This window comes from Gemella cuniculi DSM 15828, from assembly GCF_000425665.1.
Taxonomy (GTDB): domain Bacteria; phylum Bacillota; class Bacilli; order Staphylococcales; family Gemellaceae; genus Gemella; species Gemella cuniculi.
Genome location: NZ_KE384432.1, coordinates 183,791 through 197,917, shown reverse-complemented (window position 1 = coordinate 197,917; position 14,127 = coordinate 183,791). Strand labels below are relative to the sequence as shown.

The 14,127-nt window shown below is 30.4% G+C and carries 20 protein-coding genes and 1 riboswitch; of the genes, 7 read left to right on the top strand and 13 right to left on the bottom strand.

All coding sequences use genetic code 11. The features are described from left to right. Positions 1 to 2: 2 nt before the first annotated feature. Positions 3 to 755 (top strand): chloride channel protein, encoded by a 753-nt coding sequence (locus H612_RS09300; protein WP_281170305.1) that lies wholly within the window; start codon positions 3 to 5, stop codon positions 753 to 755. 57 nt (positions 756 to 812) lie between these two features. Here H612_RS09300 and H612_RS0107155 read toward each other — a convergent pair whose 3' ends face one another. From H612_RS0107155 to H612_RS0107140, 4 genes are read right to left on the bottom strand one after another with little or no spacing between them, the layout of a single operon-like run. Next, positions 813 to 1,532: an ABC transporter ATP-binding protein gene (locus H612_RS0107155; RefSeq protein WP_027130824.1), complete on the bottom strand. Its 720-nt coding sequence runs from the start codon at positions 1,530 to 1,532 to the stop codon at positions 813 to 815. After that, positions 1,532 to 2,527 (bottom strand): ABC transporter substrate-binding protein, encoded by a 996-nt coding sequence (locus H612_RS0107150; RefSeq protein WP_027130823.1) that lies wholly within the window; start codon positions 2,525 to 2,527, stop codon positions 1,532 to 1,534. Before H612_RS0107150 ends, H612_RS0107155 begins: the two co-directional genes overlap by 1 nt. Further along, positions 2,508 to 3,293: an ABC transporter permease gene (locus H612_RS0107145; protein WP_027130822.1), complete on the bottom strand. Its 786-nt coding sequence runs from the start codon at positions 3,291 to 3,293 to the stop codon at positions 2,508 to 2,510. The genes H612_RS0107150 and H612_RS0107145 overlap by 20 nt, the downstream gene beginning before the upstream one ends. Further along, positions 3,268 to 3,552, bottom strand: a complete 285-nt coding sequence (locus H612_RS0107140) for a thiamine-binding protein (protein WP_027130821.1) — start codon at positions 3,550 to 3,552, stop codon at positions 3,268 to 3,270. Before H612_RS0107140 ends, H612_RS0107145 begins: the two co-directional genes overlap by 26 nt. 39 nt (positions 3,553 to 3,591) lie before the next feature. Further along, positions 3,592 to 3,694, bottom strand: a riboswitch (TPP riboswitch). 294 nt (positions 3,695 to 3,988) lie between these two features. Here H612_RS0107140 and lepB point away from each other — a divergent pair. The 6 genes from lepB to H612_RS09980 all read left to right on the top strand — a co-directional run bounded on the left by lepB (position 3,989) and on the right by H612_RS09980 (position 8,266). After that, complete coding sequence (gene lepB, locus H612_RS0107135) at positions 3,989 to 4,540, top strand: signal peptidase I (protein ID WP_027130820.1); 552 nt, start codon at positions 3,989 to 3,991, stop codon at positions 4,538 to 4,540. Between the two features lie 145 nt (positions 4,541 to 4,685). After that, positions 4,686 to 6,287 (top strand): CTP synthase, encoded by a 1,602-nt coding sequence (locus H612_RS0107130; RefSeq protein WP_027130819.1) that lies wholly within the window; start codon positions 4,686 to 4,688, stop codon positions 6,285 to 6,287. Positions 6,288 to 6,289: 2 nt separating this feature from the next. Further along, complete coding sequence (locus H612_RS0107125) at positions 6,290 to 6,946, top strand: DNA alkylation repair protein (protein ID WP_027130818.1); 657 nt, start codon at positions 6,290 to 6,292, stop codon at positions 6,944 to 6,946. A gap of 201 nt (positions 6,947 to 7,147) precedes the next feature. Then, positions 7,148 to 7,561, top strand: a complete 414-nt coding sequence (locus H612_RS0107120; protein ID WP_027130817.1) for a MarR family winged helix-turn-helix transcriptional regulator — start codon at positions 7,148 to 7,150, stop codon at positions 7,559 to 7,561. Between the two features lie 18 nt (positions 7,562 to 7,579). Then, positions 7,580 to 7,939, top strand: coding sequence for a DUF1304 domain-containing protein (locus H612_RS0107115; protein ID WP_027130816.1), 360 nt, complete (start codon positions 7,580 to 7,582; stop codon positions 7,937 to 7,939). 36 nt (positions 7,940 to 7,975) lie between these two features. Beyond that, positions 7,976 to 8,266, top strand: a complete 291-nt coding sequence (locus H612_RS09980) for a Rossmann-fold NAD(P)-binding domain-containing protein (protein ID WP_027130815.1) — start codon at positions 7,976 to 7,978, stop codon at positions 8,264 to 8,266. On the opposite strand, the gene H612_RS0107105 is transcribed toward H612_RS09980, so the two are convergent. The 9 genes from H612_RS0107105 to H612_RS10435 all read right to left on the bottom strand — a co-directional run bounded on the left by H612_RS0107105 (position 8,241) and on the right by H612_RS10435 (position 14,017). Beyond that, complete coding sequence (locus tag H612_RS0107105) at positions 8,241 to 8,405, bottom strand: transposon-encoded TnpW family protein (RefSeq protein WP_027130814.1); 165 nt, start codon at positions 8,403 to 8,405, stop codon at positions 8,241 to 8,243. The genes H612_RS09980 and H612_RS0107105 overlap by 26 nt on opposite strands. A gap of 107 nt (positions 8,406 to 8,512) precedes the next feature. Then, a complete protein-coding gene (locus tag H612_RS0107100) occupies positions 8,513 to 9,127 on the bottom strand; it encodes an SAP domain-containing protein (RefSeq protein ID WP_455327362.1) in 615 nt (204 codons plus the stop codon). Between the two features lie 14 nt (positions 9,128 to 9,141). Further along, on the bottom strand, positions 9,142 to 9,561 hold the full coding sequence (locus tag H612_RS0107095; protein ID WP_027130812.1) for a nuclear transport factor 2 family protein: 420 nt from the start codon (positions 9,559 to 9,561) through the stop codon (positions 9,142 to 9,144). A 355-nt stretch (positions 9,562 to 9,916) separates the two neighbouring features. After that, a complete protein-coding gene (locus H612_RS10520) occupies positions 9,917 to 10,408 on the bottom strand; it encodes a hypothetical protein (RefSeq protein ID WP_281170304.1) in 492 nt (163 codons plus the stop codon). After that, on the bottom strand, positions 10,405 to 11,076 hold the full coding sequence (gene mobQ, locus H612_RS10515) for a MobQ family relaxase (protein ID WP_281170300.1): 672 nt from the start codon (positions 11,074 to 11,076) through the stop codon (positions 10,405 to 10,407). Before mobQ ends, H612_RS10520 begins: the two co-directional genes overlap by 4 nt. A 241-nt stretch (positions 11,077 to 11,317) precedes the next feature. Beyond that, the gene (locus tag H612_RS0107085; RefSeq protein WP_027130811.1) at positions 11,318 to 11,638 is read right to left on the bottom strand and encodes a DUF3847 domain-containing protein; all 321 of its coding nucleotides are present in this window, start codon (positions 11,636 to 11,638) and stop codon (positions 11,318 to 11,320) included. Between the two features lie 123 nt (positions 11,639 to 11,761). Continuing rightward, positions 11,762 to 12,274: a ClbS/DfsB family four-helix bundle protein gene (locus H612_RS0107080; RefSeq protein ID WP_425402103.1), complete on the bottom strand. Its 513-nt coding sequence runs from the start codon at positions 12,272 to 12,274 to the stop codon at positions 11,762 to 11,764. A 58-nt stretch (positions 12,275 to 12,332) separates the two neighbouring features. Beyond that, a complete protein-coding gene (locus H612_RS09285) occupies positions 12,333 to 13,877 on the bottom strand; it encodes a DUF4368 domain-containing protein (protein WP_342663384.1) in 1,545 nt (514 codons plus the stop codon). Continuing rightward, on the bottom strand, positions 13,850 to 14,017 hold the full coding sequence (locus H612_RS10435; protein WP_342663380.1) for a recombinase family protein: 168 nt from the start codon (positions 14,015 to 14,017) through the stop codon (positions 13,850 to 13,852). The genes H612_RS09285 and H612_RS10435 overlap by 28 nt, the downstream gene beginning before the upstream one ends. Positions 14,018 to 14,127: the final 110 nt, after the last annotated feature.

The window sequence follows — 14,127 nt, the reverse complement described above, 5'->3', positions numbered from 1 at the left end:
GAATGGTTTGTGGCTTTTCTGCATTGTTTCAAACACCGATAGCAGCAATTTTTTTTATTTTTGAGATAACTAGAAAAAAAATGAGAATAACTAAGGAAATTATTTTTGAATTTGGAATATTTCTAGTTTCAGCATATTTCAGCACAAAACTATCTTGTTATTTAGGATTGGAAAAATTTTTTGTAAAGATAGATTTTAACTTCTCAGATATAACATTTGCTACAATTACTAAGCTTTTGATAGTGGAAATAGTTTTTATTTTAATAGGAATGTTTTTTGTAATATGTCAAAAATATTTGAAAAAAATCGTATTAAATAATACAACAATAATTTGGATGTTTTTGATTTTATTTATCTTAATAAGTATCCTTACAAAATTTAAATATTCTTCATTAGGAATAAATTTAATTAATACTTCACTTTATAAACCTGCTGAAATAGTCTATTATGATTTTATTTTAAAATTAATATTAACAGCTTTATGTACAGCTGTTGGTTTCAGTGGAGGAGAAGTGACCCCGCTTTTTGCAATAGGTGCTAGCTTAGGAGTAGTAATAAGTTTAATTTTTTCATTACCTACAATGATAGTAGTTGCTTTAGGATATTGTTTAGTGTTTGCTTCTGCGACTAAAACATATTTAACACCAATATTTTTATCGTTAGAAGTTTTTGGATTTAAACTCATGTTAATAATAATTTTCTCAGCAGTTTTATTATATCTGATTAATAAAAAATATAGTATTTATAGTAATTGAAAAATAAATAAAAAGAGTTTAAGTTTTAACTTAAACTCTTTTTATTTGTAGAAAGTTTTATAAACCTAGAATAGATAGTATTTCTTTTTTATATTTTAATTTCTGTTCATCCTTTTGTGTTGAATCAAGGTTGATATTTATCTCAGAAATGATTTCTCCAGGTTTGTTTTTTATAATATATATTCTATCACTAAGTTCGATAGCTTCATCAATATCGTGTGTAATAAGAAGTGTAGTAAGGTTAAAAGTTTTACAAATTTCTAGATACCAAGAGTGTAGCGTGATTTTGGTAATAGCATCTAATGCACTAAAAGGTTCATCTAAAAGAAACAATTCTTCTTTGAACATATAAGTACGAAGAAGTGCAACACGTTGGCGCATACCACCACTTAGCTCGCTTGGATACTTGTCTTTATATTCAAAAAGATTAAATAATTTTAAATTTTTTATTGCTTCAGCTTCAGCTTCTTTTTTATTAACTTTTTTAATTAAGAGTGGAAGGATTATATTTCCTATAACAGTTTTATGCTCTAAAAGTAAATCCTTTTGAAGCATATAGCTAACTTTTCCTTTAAAATTAGTAGTATTTTGAATTTTTATTTCTCCTTTTTGAACGTCTATAATACCAGCAATAATATTAAATAATGTAGTTTTACCTACACCGCTACCACCAAGAATAGAAACTATTTCACCTTTATTAACATGAATATTTATATTTTTTAATATATTGTTATTTGGATAACTATAAGATAAGTTTTTTATTGATAATACTGTCATTATTTTATTAAGTCATTTGTAAATCCTGTATTTTCTGCCAAAGGTTTTTCAACTATATTATTTTTATTTACCCAGTTGTAGAATGCATTCCATCTATTTGGATCAAATTCCCCCCAACGATCTTTATTAGTTGCGTATTGTTTAGATAAGTATTTTTGTGATTCAATGATGAAATTGCGTTTTTCTTTAAGCTCAGGTGCATATTTAATTAAAATATCAGCAGCTTCTTCAGGATGTTCAATTGCGTAGACATATCCTTTCTTAATTGCTTGAATAACTTTTTTTGCTTCTTCTTTATTTTCCTTTAGATAATCATTATTTGCAATAATTATTGGAGAGTAGTAATCTAACTCTTTGGAAAAATCCTTCAAATAAAAGAAGTTAGTATCTAAATTCATATTTTCAGCCAACTTTCCATCCCATGCATAATAGATCCAAGCAGCGTCGAATAACCCATTTTCTAGAGGTGTAATAGAATTGTTATCAGTATTCGGTGCTAAAGTTATTTTTTTAAAATCTCCGTTTTGTTTTTCTACTAAAGATTTAACCATAGCAAGTTCTACAGGATCATTCCAGGTTCCGTATTTTTTACCTACTAAATCTTTTGGTTCAGTAATATTACTTTTTTTAAGAGAAATAATACCAGAAGTATTATGTTCGATTAATGCTGCAACAGCTGTGATTCCCGCTCCTTTAGAAAGCTTATTAGCCATTGTATCTTGATAATAAATTCCAAATGGGGCTTTATTATTTATGATAAGATCTGAAGTACTATCTTCAGGTGCTGGTTTAATATCAAGATCTATTCCTACATCTGCTAAATATCCTTTTTCTTTAGCGACAAACAATCCAGTGTGATTAGTATTAATAGCCCAGTCTAAAACAAAATCTATTTTTTTTAATTCTTTTTTTTCGTTATCTTTATTTGTCGTTCCACATGCAGTTAATGATACTAGTAGAACAAAAGCAAATAAACTAGTTATTATTTTTTTCATGATTTTCTCCTATATATTTCCACTTAATAAATTTTTTTTCACTCAGTTTTACTAACTCTATACTTAGTAAACTTATAATTGATACTAGAATTATTATGGCGAACATAGTATCATATTCAAATAATTTCTTTGCTTTAATCATATAAACACCTAATCCTTCAAAACCGCCTAGCCATTCAGCTACGACTGCAGCAATAAATGCGTACGATACACTTACTCTAAGTCCTGCATAAAAATAACTGAGACTATTTGGAATTTTTACATGCCAAAGTATTTGAAGTTTGCTAGCATTCATAAGTTTTAACAAGGTAAGCATATCTTTATCACAATTTCTAAAACCATCTAATATACTAATAACGATAGGAAAAGTAGTTGTTAATACTATTAATACAATTTTAGGTGCAAGACCATATCCTAACCAAAGAACCAAAATAGGTGCGATAGCAATGGTAGGAATTGTTTGAGTCAAAACAAGTATAGGATAAATACTTTTATTTAAAATAAGAATGCTATCCATAATTAAAGCCAGAATCCAAGCTATTATAATTCCTAAAAATAAACCAATAATAGCTTCTATTAAAGTAACTTTGCTATGAAAAATTAGCAGTTGATAATTTTTTATAAAAGCTTTTGCTATTTCAATCGGAGTTGGAATAATATATTTTGGGAGTAGATTAAAATAACCAGCTCCTTGCCAAATGATGAGTAAAATAATCATAGAAATAGCAGCGGCATATTTATTAACTAAACTTACTAAGTTTTTCATCTATTGTTAAAATACTCCCGTAATTAATTTTCACATTAGCAAAAATATTATTAGAGTCCTTTCCTGCAAGGACTAAACATTCCTTTAAAGTAGTTATAAGCTCATCGAGTTCTCCTTCAATAACTGTTTCAAAAGGTGAAATAACTACATTGGAATGTCTTTTTTGAATATAATGTATAACATTATCTATCGTTTTAATTCTCCTAGAATCATTATTTTCTAACGGTAGAATTTGTAATGCGATACTGCAATTTTGCAAAATAAAAAACCTCCTTATAATTTTAAGGGGTCTAAGTATGGTCTTTAAGATTAACTTTCCTACGCTGGCATTACCCAGATCAGGTTCGGTCGAAACTAAATGTTTCCTCTCAGACTGTTCACAGACTCCCGTATCTATGATTATAGCACAATGAAAATAAAATGCAACAGAAAGATATTAACGCTTGCAAGACGTCTTACAGGGTTTTATAATTCACATATTTAAATTATTTTTAACTTGACTTAATGTTTATAAATTATAATGAAAAGAAATTTTAATGAAATAGATTCTATTAGATTTATTACTGTTAAATTTAAAATATAATATCAAATATTAGTAGATTAATTTTGAATATATTTAACAGTTATTTTTGATTTTTGTGATAAGATATGATAGAATTAAAAATCATAATAATAAAATAAAGAGGGATAGCCAAGTGAAATTTTTAAAAGAGATATTTGAGTGGATAGTAGTGGTTGTTGCATCAATAGCTATTTATTTAGTACTTAGCACCTATGTAATTGCACCATTTACTGTAAAAGGTCATTCAATGGATTATACATTTGCAGATAATGATAAAGTTTTTGTTAATAAACTTAGTAAAAATTATGAACGTGGAGATGAGGTAGTATTTCACGCTAATGAAACAGATGATTATATTAAGAGGATTATAGGAGTTCCAGGAGATACTATAGAGTATAAAAATGATGTTCTTTATATTAATGGTCAAAAGGTAGAAGAACCATATTTAGAACAAAAAATAAAAGAGGCTAAAGCTCAAGGAAGTGCTCCACTAACGCCAGATTTTAACATAGAATATTTAAGCAGTACGAAATCAAAAACAGTTCCGGAAGGAACGTATTTTGTGATGGGGGATAATAGACAACATAGTACAGACAGTCGTGTGTTTGGATTTGTAAAGAAAGAGGCTATGATAGGAAAAGTTAGTATGAGATATTATCCATTTAATTCGTTTAAATTCTTTTAAATAAAATTAAGATTAAAAATATTTTAGTTGCGTAAAATATAATGTTATGCTAGAATAATATACGGGCACTCTAAAAGAGTGATAGAAGAAACCACCCCCTACGATTTTCGTAGGGGGTTTTATTATTTTTAAGAAGGAGAAAAAGATGACAAAGTATATTTTTGTGACAGGTGGAGTAGTATCATCATTAGGAAAAGGTATTGTAGCTGCATCAGTAGGAAGAGTGCTAAAAAATAGAGGATTGAAAGTAACATTACAAAAATTTGATCCATATTTAAATGTTGATCCAGGAACTATGAGTCCGTATCAACACGGAGAAGTTTTTGTAACAGAAGATGGAGCGGAAACAGATTTAGATTTAGGACATTATGAAAGATTTATTGATGTTAGTTTAGGACAATATTCAAATGTGACGGCAGGAAGGGTTTATTCTTCGATAATTGAAAAAGAGCGTCGTGGAGATTATTTGGGTGGAACAGTTCAAGTTATTCCACATGTTACAAATGAAATTAAATCAAGAGTTCTTCTAGCAGGTGAGTCGAGTGATGCAGATGTTGTAATTACTGAAATTGGAGGAACAACAGGTGATATAGAATCACTGCCATTTTTAGAAGCAATTCGCCAAATTCGTAGTGATTTAGGTCGTGATAATGTATGTTATATTCATTGTACTTTACTTCCCTACATAAAAGCTGCAGGAGAGATGAAAACTAAACCAACTCAACAATCTGTTAAAGAATTACGTGGTTTAGGGATACAACCAGATATTATTGTTGTAAGAAATGAACTTGCACTTACTGATGAACTTCGTGCAAAAATTTCATTATTCTGTGATATTCCAAAACAAAATGTTATAGAAAGTCGTGATGTAAGTAATTTATACGAATTACCAATTAATTTAAAAGAGCAAAAAATTGATGATATAGTTCTAAAACACTTTGGTCTTACTGCTCCAGAAGCGGATATGACAGAATGGTTAAGTTTAGTTAAGAGAGTGGATAATTTACAAGATACTGTGAAAATTGCCTTAGTAGGTAAATACGTTGAACTTCATGATGCATATATATCAGTGGTAGAATCGTTAAAACATGCAGGATATAAATATAATTCGAAAATAAAAATAGATTGGATTCAGTCGGAAGATATTACAGAAGAAAATGTTAATGAATATTTAAGAGGTGCTGATGGAATTTTGGTTCCTGGTGGATTTGGTGATCGAGGAGTTGAAGGGAAAATCACTGCAATTAAGTATGCACGTGAAAACAAAGTACCATTCTTTGGAATTTGTTTAGGAATGCAGCTTGCAGCTGTGGAGTTTGCAAGAAATGTTTGTGGATTGACTGGGGCACATTCGTCAGAATTAGATCCAAATACTCCATATCCAATTATAAACTTACTTCCAGATCAGGAGAATGTAGTTGAGATGGGAGGAACTTTAAGATTAGGAAGTTATCCTTGTACACTAGTTGAAAATTCTCAAGCACACAAAGAATATGGTGAGATTAATATTACGGAAAGACACCGCCATAGATACGAATTTAACAACTTTTACCGTGACAGATTAACAGAAAAAGGTTTAGTTTTATCAGGAGTTAGTCCAGATGGTAGATTGGTTGAAATCGTAGAATTACCACAACATCCGTGGTTTGTAGCTGGGCAATTCCATCCAGAATTCAAATCAAGACCAGAAAAAGCACATCCACTATTTGCAGGGTTTATTAAAGCGAGTTTGGACAATAGAAAATAGTTATGAATTTATTTAACATAATAACTGATCTTAAAGCACATGAAGATAAGGTATGTGCTTTAGATATGTCGAAATATATGAGAAATAAGTTTGAGTTTTTTGGAGTAACGGCTCCCAAAAGAGTTGAAATTTGTAAATCTTATTTTAAAGAGGCTAAAAAGTTGGGCGTTATAGATTGGAATTTTGTAGAAATTTGTTGGCAACATGAAAAAAGAGAATGTCAATATATTGCTGCTCAGTATTTGAAAACTATGAAAAAAGCTTTAGTAGCAGAGGATTTACCTAAATTAAAAAAATTAGTTATAACTAAGTCATGGTGGGATACGGTAGATATACTAGATAGAGTAGTAGGAAGTTTAGTATATGATAATAAAAAAATGCAGGAGATCATTTTAGAGTGGAGTGTTGATGAGAATATTTGGTTGTGCCGAGTTGCGATAGACCATCAACTTCTACGTAAAGAAAAAATGAATGTTGAACTTTTAGAAAAGATATTGGTAAATAATTTAAACCAAAAAGAATTTTTCATTAATAAAGCGATAGGTTGGGCATTACGTGATTATTCAAAAACAAATCCAATCTGGGTGAAACGTTTTATAGAAGTAAATTCTGAGAATATGGCTTCGTTGAGTATAAGAGAAGCCAGCAAATATTTATAAATCTAAAATTAAATTTTATAAATTCGGGTGCATGAGTTTTTCTTATGCCCCGAATTTATTATATGTAATCTAGTTATTTAAAGTAAAATTATTAAGAAAATAGTAAATAAATCATTGACAAGTCAATAATAAAGATATATACTATAAAAATCAATTAAATATTATTGACTTATCAATAATTCAACTGTTAAGGAGTAAGTTATGGAAATAAAAGAATTTGGAGAATTACTTTACAATTTAAAAATAATAGATCAAAGACTTATAAATATTTTTGAAGAAGAAATTGGGGTTAGTTTAACTAGGTATCAAATATTAATGTATTTAAATGAAGTTTCTATATGTACTCAAAGAAAATTAGGTGAGTTCTTAAAAATAGATGCTGCTGCAATTACTAGGCATTTAAAGATTTTAGAAAATAAAGGGTATATAATAAGGTGTAGGAATGAAAAAAATAATAGAGAAATATATGTGAAAGTTACAAATTATGCCAAATCTGAAATAAAAAAATGTGATAAAAATACAAATATAAGAGATATAATAAATGAGAAATTTACTGATGAAGATTTAAAAAATTTGGTAAAGTTATTATCTAAGTTTAGTGAAAACATAAAATAAGAAAGAAGGTATATTATTATGAGTATATTATCAACAATTTTAACAATATTAGTAGCAATATTATTTTTCTACATTATGTATCTAGAAACTTTTGCAACAGATTCTAAAAATACTAGTAGAGTATTTAATATTCCACAGGAGGAACTAAAACGACAATCATTAAATGTATTATTTAAAAATCAGGGAGTTTATAATGGTTTATTAGGAGTAGCATTGTTTTATGGTGTGTTTTTTTCACAAAATCCCAAAGAAATGGTAGGAATGATATTAATATATATTATTTTAGTAGCAATATACGGTGGGGTGACTAGTGATAAAAAAATAATTTTAAAACAAGGTGGGTTACCCATACTAGCACTGATTTCGTTGTTTTTTTAGAGACATAATAGGAGAGATGATATTGGATGATATTGTATGAAAAAATCTGCAGTAATTATTGGCGCAACAGGAGCAGTAGGAAAGGAAATTTTAAAAGAAGCTTTGGAAAATAATATCTATAGAAGAGTATATGTATTGGGAAGAAATTCTATTAATAAGCCACCTGATTCTGAGAGGTTAAGTAAGATAGTTATAGACTTTGAAAAACCAAACTTTAATATAGAGATATTAAACCATTCAGATGTATTTGCCGCATTTGGGAAGATTTGTCAAGGATATAAACAAAATTTCTTTGACAAATTTATATCTTCTCTGTTTCTCTCTTGATTAGCTTTAATATTTTATCCTTGTATGTTTCCCCTGTACCTTGCTTGAAATGTAGATTTACAGTATATTTTGTCTTTCCAATATCCATTATTAACTGTTTATGTGGTGGTTCTTTTATTTCTCTTTTTTCTGCTTCCATAAGTCCTCCTTTCCACTTTTAGACAAAGAAAAAACAGTAAACCTTTTTCGATTTACTGTTCTGTTTTAGTTTTTATTAAATTGTTAGTTTAACAAGTTGGGAATTGCCTACTTGTAATACACTTTTATTTTATGTTCGTATTCAGTTAAAAGATTCTTTGAATAGATTTTTTCCTTTTTTGAATTTCTAACTTCTTTCCAAAGAATAGCAGCTACTTTTAATTTGTTTGAGTAGTTGTAACTATTTTTATCTGCACAAAAATCCTTTAAAAATTGATTCCATTGACAAACTGAATTATCATACTTCGCATAATTTGATTTTCCATAATAAACTTTTAGCATATCTTGAATTGTAAAGCTCAAATTTTTTTCTTTTTTTACTTTTCTCCAAGCTGTTGCCATATCAGCAGTAAATTTAAATGGTGAGATACCTGTTAAAACAGAGAAATATTCTCTGAACTTTGCATTAAAGGAAAAATCACATTCAAGTAATGGCGTATCTAAGGTAATAGTTTCTACTCGTTTTTTTTCATTTTTTATTGATGACCTTTTAATGAAATTACCTTTAAAGTACTGCTCAATAATATAATTGAGGTCTTGTTTTGTACCTCTATGTTCTAATCCTAATGACTTGCATATCTGTGAAAGTTCTTCACGATACCAATAGTATTTATTAAACTCATCAAACGATGTAATTTTGTCAAACTCAGGTCTACTTTCTATCAATATTCTATCTCCTAAAACCAATTTACTTTTTCATCTCTAAATAAGGGAATATCACTCTCTTTATAAGGATTGTAGTTATTGCAGTTACAACCAAACTCTTTTAATGCTTTGATTTTATTATCGGTTGTCCAAACAATCAAAGAAATACCATCAAACTCTTCAACTTTTCCCTCATTCATTTTGTTTTTGAAGTGCCATTCTACAATAGTTTGATTATCCTTATGAAAAAATTGCTTTATATCCCATGCAAGCACTTTTCCTCTTGTATTCCACTCATTAAACCAGTGCTTTACTGTTTGCCGATTTTCATACTTAGGACACCAGCTCTCAATATAAATTACATCATCTGAAAAAATATCATCTATCCCTAAGTCTTGTTGTATAAGCCACATATCAAACCATAAACGAATGATTTTCTCTCTTTCATCCATGAATTTAAGCACCTCCAAAATCAAATACTTATCCTACATTATATCATTTTTTCACTCGGTTGTATAGGTCTAACTCGTTCCTCTTTACCTGTGATAGTCGCTTCTCTTGTTTCTGTAATTGCGCTCTATACAGTTTCTAACACTTTCAGCTTGTTCAACTTCTTTTCGTAGGTCTATGATTTGATAATACAGACTATCTTTTTCTTTCTTCAAGGCTGTTACTTCCGATTTTCATTTGGATATATTTAAGGTCTTGCTTCCTCTTAAATGTTCTTTCAGATATTTCTTGGCATTTTCAAACAGAATAATCTCTGCGGTATGCTCATTGTAGAAAAAGTATCTTGTTTGTTTTTCTTTAGCTTATATAGGCTTTGTAAGTATCCTTATGCTTCAAATATTTCTCCGCTTGGTATATAAGTTGTACTTTATCATCAATTCTTTTTTCAGTATCTTTGATAACTCTTGTAGCCTTGTAATTTTTATCCCTTAAAGTAATTATGCTTTCTTTTAATTGATTGATACTTATAATATTTTTCTCTTTTAGAAGCTGATAATTTTCAATATATTTCTCTAAGTCTGTATTATGGTTATCTGCATTTCTACGGATAAGATTTTCAAAAATGGATAGTAGATTTTCTTTTGGTGGAAGCGTGGACTTTGTATTTTCATTTTCTATTTTTTCCTTTTTTCCAATTCCTCTTATCCAATTTAGCAAGGCTTTTATTCTTCTTGCAATTTTTCTTAATAGCTTATTCAGATGTTTGATTTTTCGGTTGATATTTCCTATGTCATTCTTTTCCATTTGACTTGCTGATACTCCTAAATGTATGGTCGGTACTTGCTCTATGCCTTGTCTTTGATAAGAACGATGGTCAACTTTTTCCTGTATGCGCTGTTTTCTTCAAGATATTTGTTTGCAATATCTGCCCATGCTTTTCGCCATTGTTCCGCTTTATCTTGTTCGTTCCAATCAACTGTGTCAATTTTCCTTGTCTTGTAATTACCGTTTTTGAGTTTTATCTTTTCCCCGTTGTTGTCAAGGATATATTCTTTTTTTGATTTTGCTCCCCATGTTTTATCTTCGTTTAACGGTCGCATAGTAAGTAAGATATGTGCGTGTGGGTTTCCGTCATTTTTATCATGTAGAGCAATATCGGCACACATGCCGATTTTTACAAAATTTTCTTTTACATATTCTCGTACAAGCTCTATCTGTTTTTCTCGATTTAGTTCTTTAGGTAATGCAATTTCTATTTCTCTTGCCAGTTGTGAGTTTTTACTTTTTTCTATTTTCTCGACACTGTTCCATAAAATAGAACGGTTACCAAATTCCTGTGGTGCATTTTGCGGTAATAGAATTTCTGTATGGGCTATTCCTCCTTTTCTTGTAAAGTCATGGTCTATTCCGTCATACTCGTTTTTTATCTTTTCGCCACTACGATAAGCGGAAGCTGCTACTGCACTTTTGCCTTTGCCTCTTGAGATAATTTTTATGCAAAAATGATATATCGCCATAGTTAAAAGCCTCCTTTCCGTTTTTCTAATACTTTGATGTGGCGATAGATAAGACTTCCTAAAAAAATCGGATTGCTTTTTATCCGATTTCTTTTGGGAAGTACACAAGGGGTAGGAAATTTATTTCCGTAGGGGAGTGTAGCTCCCCTGTATCAGCGTTAGCTGATATGCCCTCTGCAAGAGCCTTCGGAGAACGCACGCACCTGTTAAGGTGTATAAGTGCGCCCTTGTAAACAAGGGACTATTCCTCTGTTTCCGTTTCTTCCTCTTGATTTTCTGTATTTTGATTTTCGCTTTCTTCTCGCTTCTCTATGATTTTTAGGATCTTTTGATTTACTGCTTCTTTAATGTTTGAAAATGTGATTAGCTGATAAAATTCATCTTTGGTGAAGTCCTTGCTTTCGGTAAAAATACTTTCAAAGACTGCTCCTTTTTCATAAAGCCGTCTATCTCTCTTTTTTCTTTCTTCCTGTTTCTGCTGACTGATGAGCTTTTTTCTTTTGTTTTGTAATTGCTTGATTTCTTCTTCTGCCATTAAGATTTTTTCATCTATGTTTTTCATTTTCTGTTTTCCTTTCTTTTTATTTTTGAGCAAAGAAAAAACAGTAAACCGATTTGATTTACTGTTTTGTAAGTTGCTATATTATTGTATTTACTTAATTATTTCATTTCAACAAACTGGGATTTATAGTACTATCTTCTTCCATTTTCTGATTTTTGTTCTGAAAGTTCCAAAAGGTGCAACAGTATTTACATGAATAAACTTATATACTTCCCAAGTTGCTGTTTTGGTCGCTTCATCAGCCCACTTTCTCATATGCTGTTCAAATAATTCTTCTTCACTCAACGAATCAATCATTGCATAGATAGAATGAATATTTTCATTTAATTTTGTCTTCAATTCTTGCAAGGATAGGTGAGCATAGGTATCCGTAAACCACTGATACAATTCACCAAGTTGATTCCATTTAAATTCATCCGATGGTGTTTTTACTTGAATCCCCTTTTTTTCGTCTTCTTCCCATTTAAGAACTAAACTTGTCCAGCCAACCTGATAAGCAAGGTTTTCTGCTGGAGTTCTATCAACTTCATCAGCTCTCTTATCTTTTAAATTTTCTGGAATATTGTCGAATTCTAAAATATACTTCTCAAATGCTTTATTTATTTCAGTTTTGAGTTCTTCTTTATCTTTGTACACTCTCAAAAAAATCACCTCCCCACAAATTCTAATTTCTCTCTCTGAATAATTAACAGTATTATACCATTTTAAAGCTATTTTTTCTATGATTATTTTCATCATGTGGTACTTGACAGTTGCCTATAAAGTTAAAGTACACATCGACTTGTTGTTTTCTGTCTTTTCCTTTTCTTCCTCCTGTTGCTTCATGGACTACAACTTTTTCAATGTATTCATTTATCATTGGTACTGTCAGTTCCTCAATATCTGTATATTTCTCTATCATTTTTAGGAATTTATCAGTATCAACTTTTCTCTGATGATAGCTTTCTATTTCTTCTTCAAAATACTGTATTTGTTTTTCTAAATCTTGTTGCTCCATATCATAGGTGTTAAATAATCTATCAAAGTGTTTTGCGGGAATTTTCCCAAGTGCGTGGTCTTCATATAGCTTTGTAATAAGGATTGTTAGCTCTTCATTTCTTGATGACAGTTTTTCTAATTTTGCTTTATCCTCTTGATACTTTTCTTCTCTTTTTTCGTCGGATAACTTGTTCATCACTTTTAGAAACTCTTTTTTATCTTCTTTGGCAAAGTCTGTGATTTCTTTGATTGATTTTAGGAGTATTTCGTTCACTGTTTTTACTTTGATGTAGTGCATACTGCAAGAACCTTTTCTGTGTCTGTAATGTTGACATACAAAGCAATAATCACAATCGTACTTCTTTTCTTTGTGTTCTGCCGGCTCTCGATAACTTAGCTTTCCTCCACAATCTGAACAGACTAAAAGTCCTGTAAAAGGGTGTGAGGTTGTCCCGTACTTCGGACTTCTTCTTACTGTTTTTCTTAGCCTCCTCGCATTATTCCATGTTTCTTCATCAATGATAGCTTCATGGGTGTTTTTGAAGATAATGAGTTCATCTTCTTTTGCCTTTCTGCGTTTCTTGGTTTTGTAATCAAGGCATATTGTTTTACCAAGTACAGTGTGTCCCATGTATTCTCTTTTTTCTAAAATATATCCAACTGTGGTCGGTGTCCAAAAATATGGATCGTCTATTCCTCTTTTCTTGGAACTGTGGTTATTTTCAGGATAGTGTATTTCTGCATAGGCTGACGGAATAAGGACTTTATCTTTGGTTAGTATCTCTGCTATCTGTGTTACTCCATATCCCTCTATAACAAGCCTGTAAATGCGTTTTACGACCTTTGCACTCTCTTTATCGACAAGTAGCTCCTGTTTGTTCTTTGGGTTTCTATAATAACCGTATGGTACGCTTGGCGATACTCTTTTACCCTCTTCCATTCTTGCTCTGAAGATAGATTGTATTTTTCTTGAAGTATCTCTTGCATACCATTCATTCATAATGTTTAGAAATGGGGTAAAGTCGCTTTCTGCCTGTTTTTCACTGTCTATTCCGTTATTGATGGCAATAAACCTTACACCCTTTTCTTTGAAAAGTATTTCGGTGTAAAAGCCTACTTTGAGGTAATCTCTGCCAAACCTGCTCATATCTTTTACTATCACAGTAGATACTTTGTTTTCTTCTACTGCTTTTATCATCTTTTGAAATCCCTCTCTATCAAAGGTTGTTCCGCTTACTCCGTCATCGGTATAGTGATAGATATTACAAAGCCGTTTCTTTCGACATAGCTTTCAAGTAACTGTTTTTGATTGGTGATGGAATTGCTTTCTCCTTGCATTTCGTCATCACGACTTAAACGCTCGTAAAGGGCTGTTTGTCCTGTTCTTTTCGTATTTGACATGAGAATTACCTCTTTTCCAAGTTTTATTATTTTCTCTGTTCCTAAGAGGTTAACCCTTTAGGGACTACAATAAAGATTGCAAAAACAAAAGAGAATCAGAGAAAGATAGA

What these genes read in the sequence shown, in the direction of transcription:
- mobQ (WP_281170300.1), bottom strand. Translation starts at nt 11,076, where the DNA reads ATGGCGATATATCATTTTTGCATAAAAATTATCTCAAGAGGCAAAGGC.
- H612_RS0107095 (WP_027130812.1), bottom strand. Translation starts at nt 9,561, where the DNA reads ATGGATGAAAGAGAGAAAATCATTCGTTTATGGTTTGATATGTGGCTT.
- H612_RS0107125 (WP_027130818.1), top strand. Translation starts at nt 6,290, where the DNA reads ATGAATTTATTTAACATAATAACTGATCTTAAAGCACATGAAGATAAG.
- H612_RS0107150 (WP_027130823.1), bottom strand. Translation starts at nt 2,527, where the DNA reads ATGAAAAAAATAATAACTAGTTTATTTGCTTTTGTTCTACTAGTATCA.
- H612_RS0107145 (WP_027130822.1), bottom strand. Translation starts at nt 3,293, where the DNA reads ATGAAAAACTTAGTAAGTTTAGTTAATAAATATGCCGCTGCTATTTCT.
- H612_RS0107105 (WP_027130814.1), bottom strand. Translation starts at nt 8,405, where the DNA reads ATGGAAGCAGAAAAAAGAGAAATAAAAGAACCACCACATAAACAGTTA.
- H612_RS10435 (WP_342663380.1), bottom strand. Translation starts at nt 14,017, where the DNA reads ATGTCAAATACGAAAAGAACAGGACAAACAGCCCTTTACGAGCGTTTA.
- H612_RS0107130 (WP_027130819.1), top strand. Translation starts at nt 4,686, where the DNA reads ATGACAAAGTATATTTTTGTGACAGGTGGAGTAGTATCATCATTAGGA.
- H612_RS0107120 (WP_027130817.1), top strand. Translation starts at nt 7,148, where the DNA reads ATGGAAATAAAAGAATTTGGAGAATTACTTTACAATTTAAAAATAATA.
- H612_RS0107115 (WP_027130816.1), top strand. Translation starts at nt 7,580, where the DNA reads ATGAGTATATTATCAACAATTTTAACAATATTAGTAGCAATATTATTT.
- H612_RS0107085 (WP_027130811.1), bottom strand. Translation starts at nt 11,638, where the DNA reads ATGAAAAACATAGATGAAAAAATCTTAATGGCAGAAGAAGAAATCAAG.
- H612_RS0107155 (WP_027130824.1), bottom strand. Translation starts at nt 1,532, where the DNA reads ATGACAGTATTATCAATAAAAAACTTATCTTATAGTTATCCAAATAAC.
- H612_RS09300 (WP_281170305.1), top strand. Translation starts at nt 3, where the DNA reads ATGGTTTGTGGCTTTTCTGCATTGTTTCAAACACCGATAGCAGCAATT.
- H612_RS09980 (WP_027130815.1), top strand. Translation starts at nt 7,976, where the DNA reads ATGAAAAAATCTGCAGTAATTATTGGCGCAACAGGAGCAGTAGGAAAG.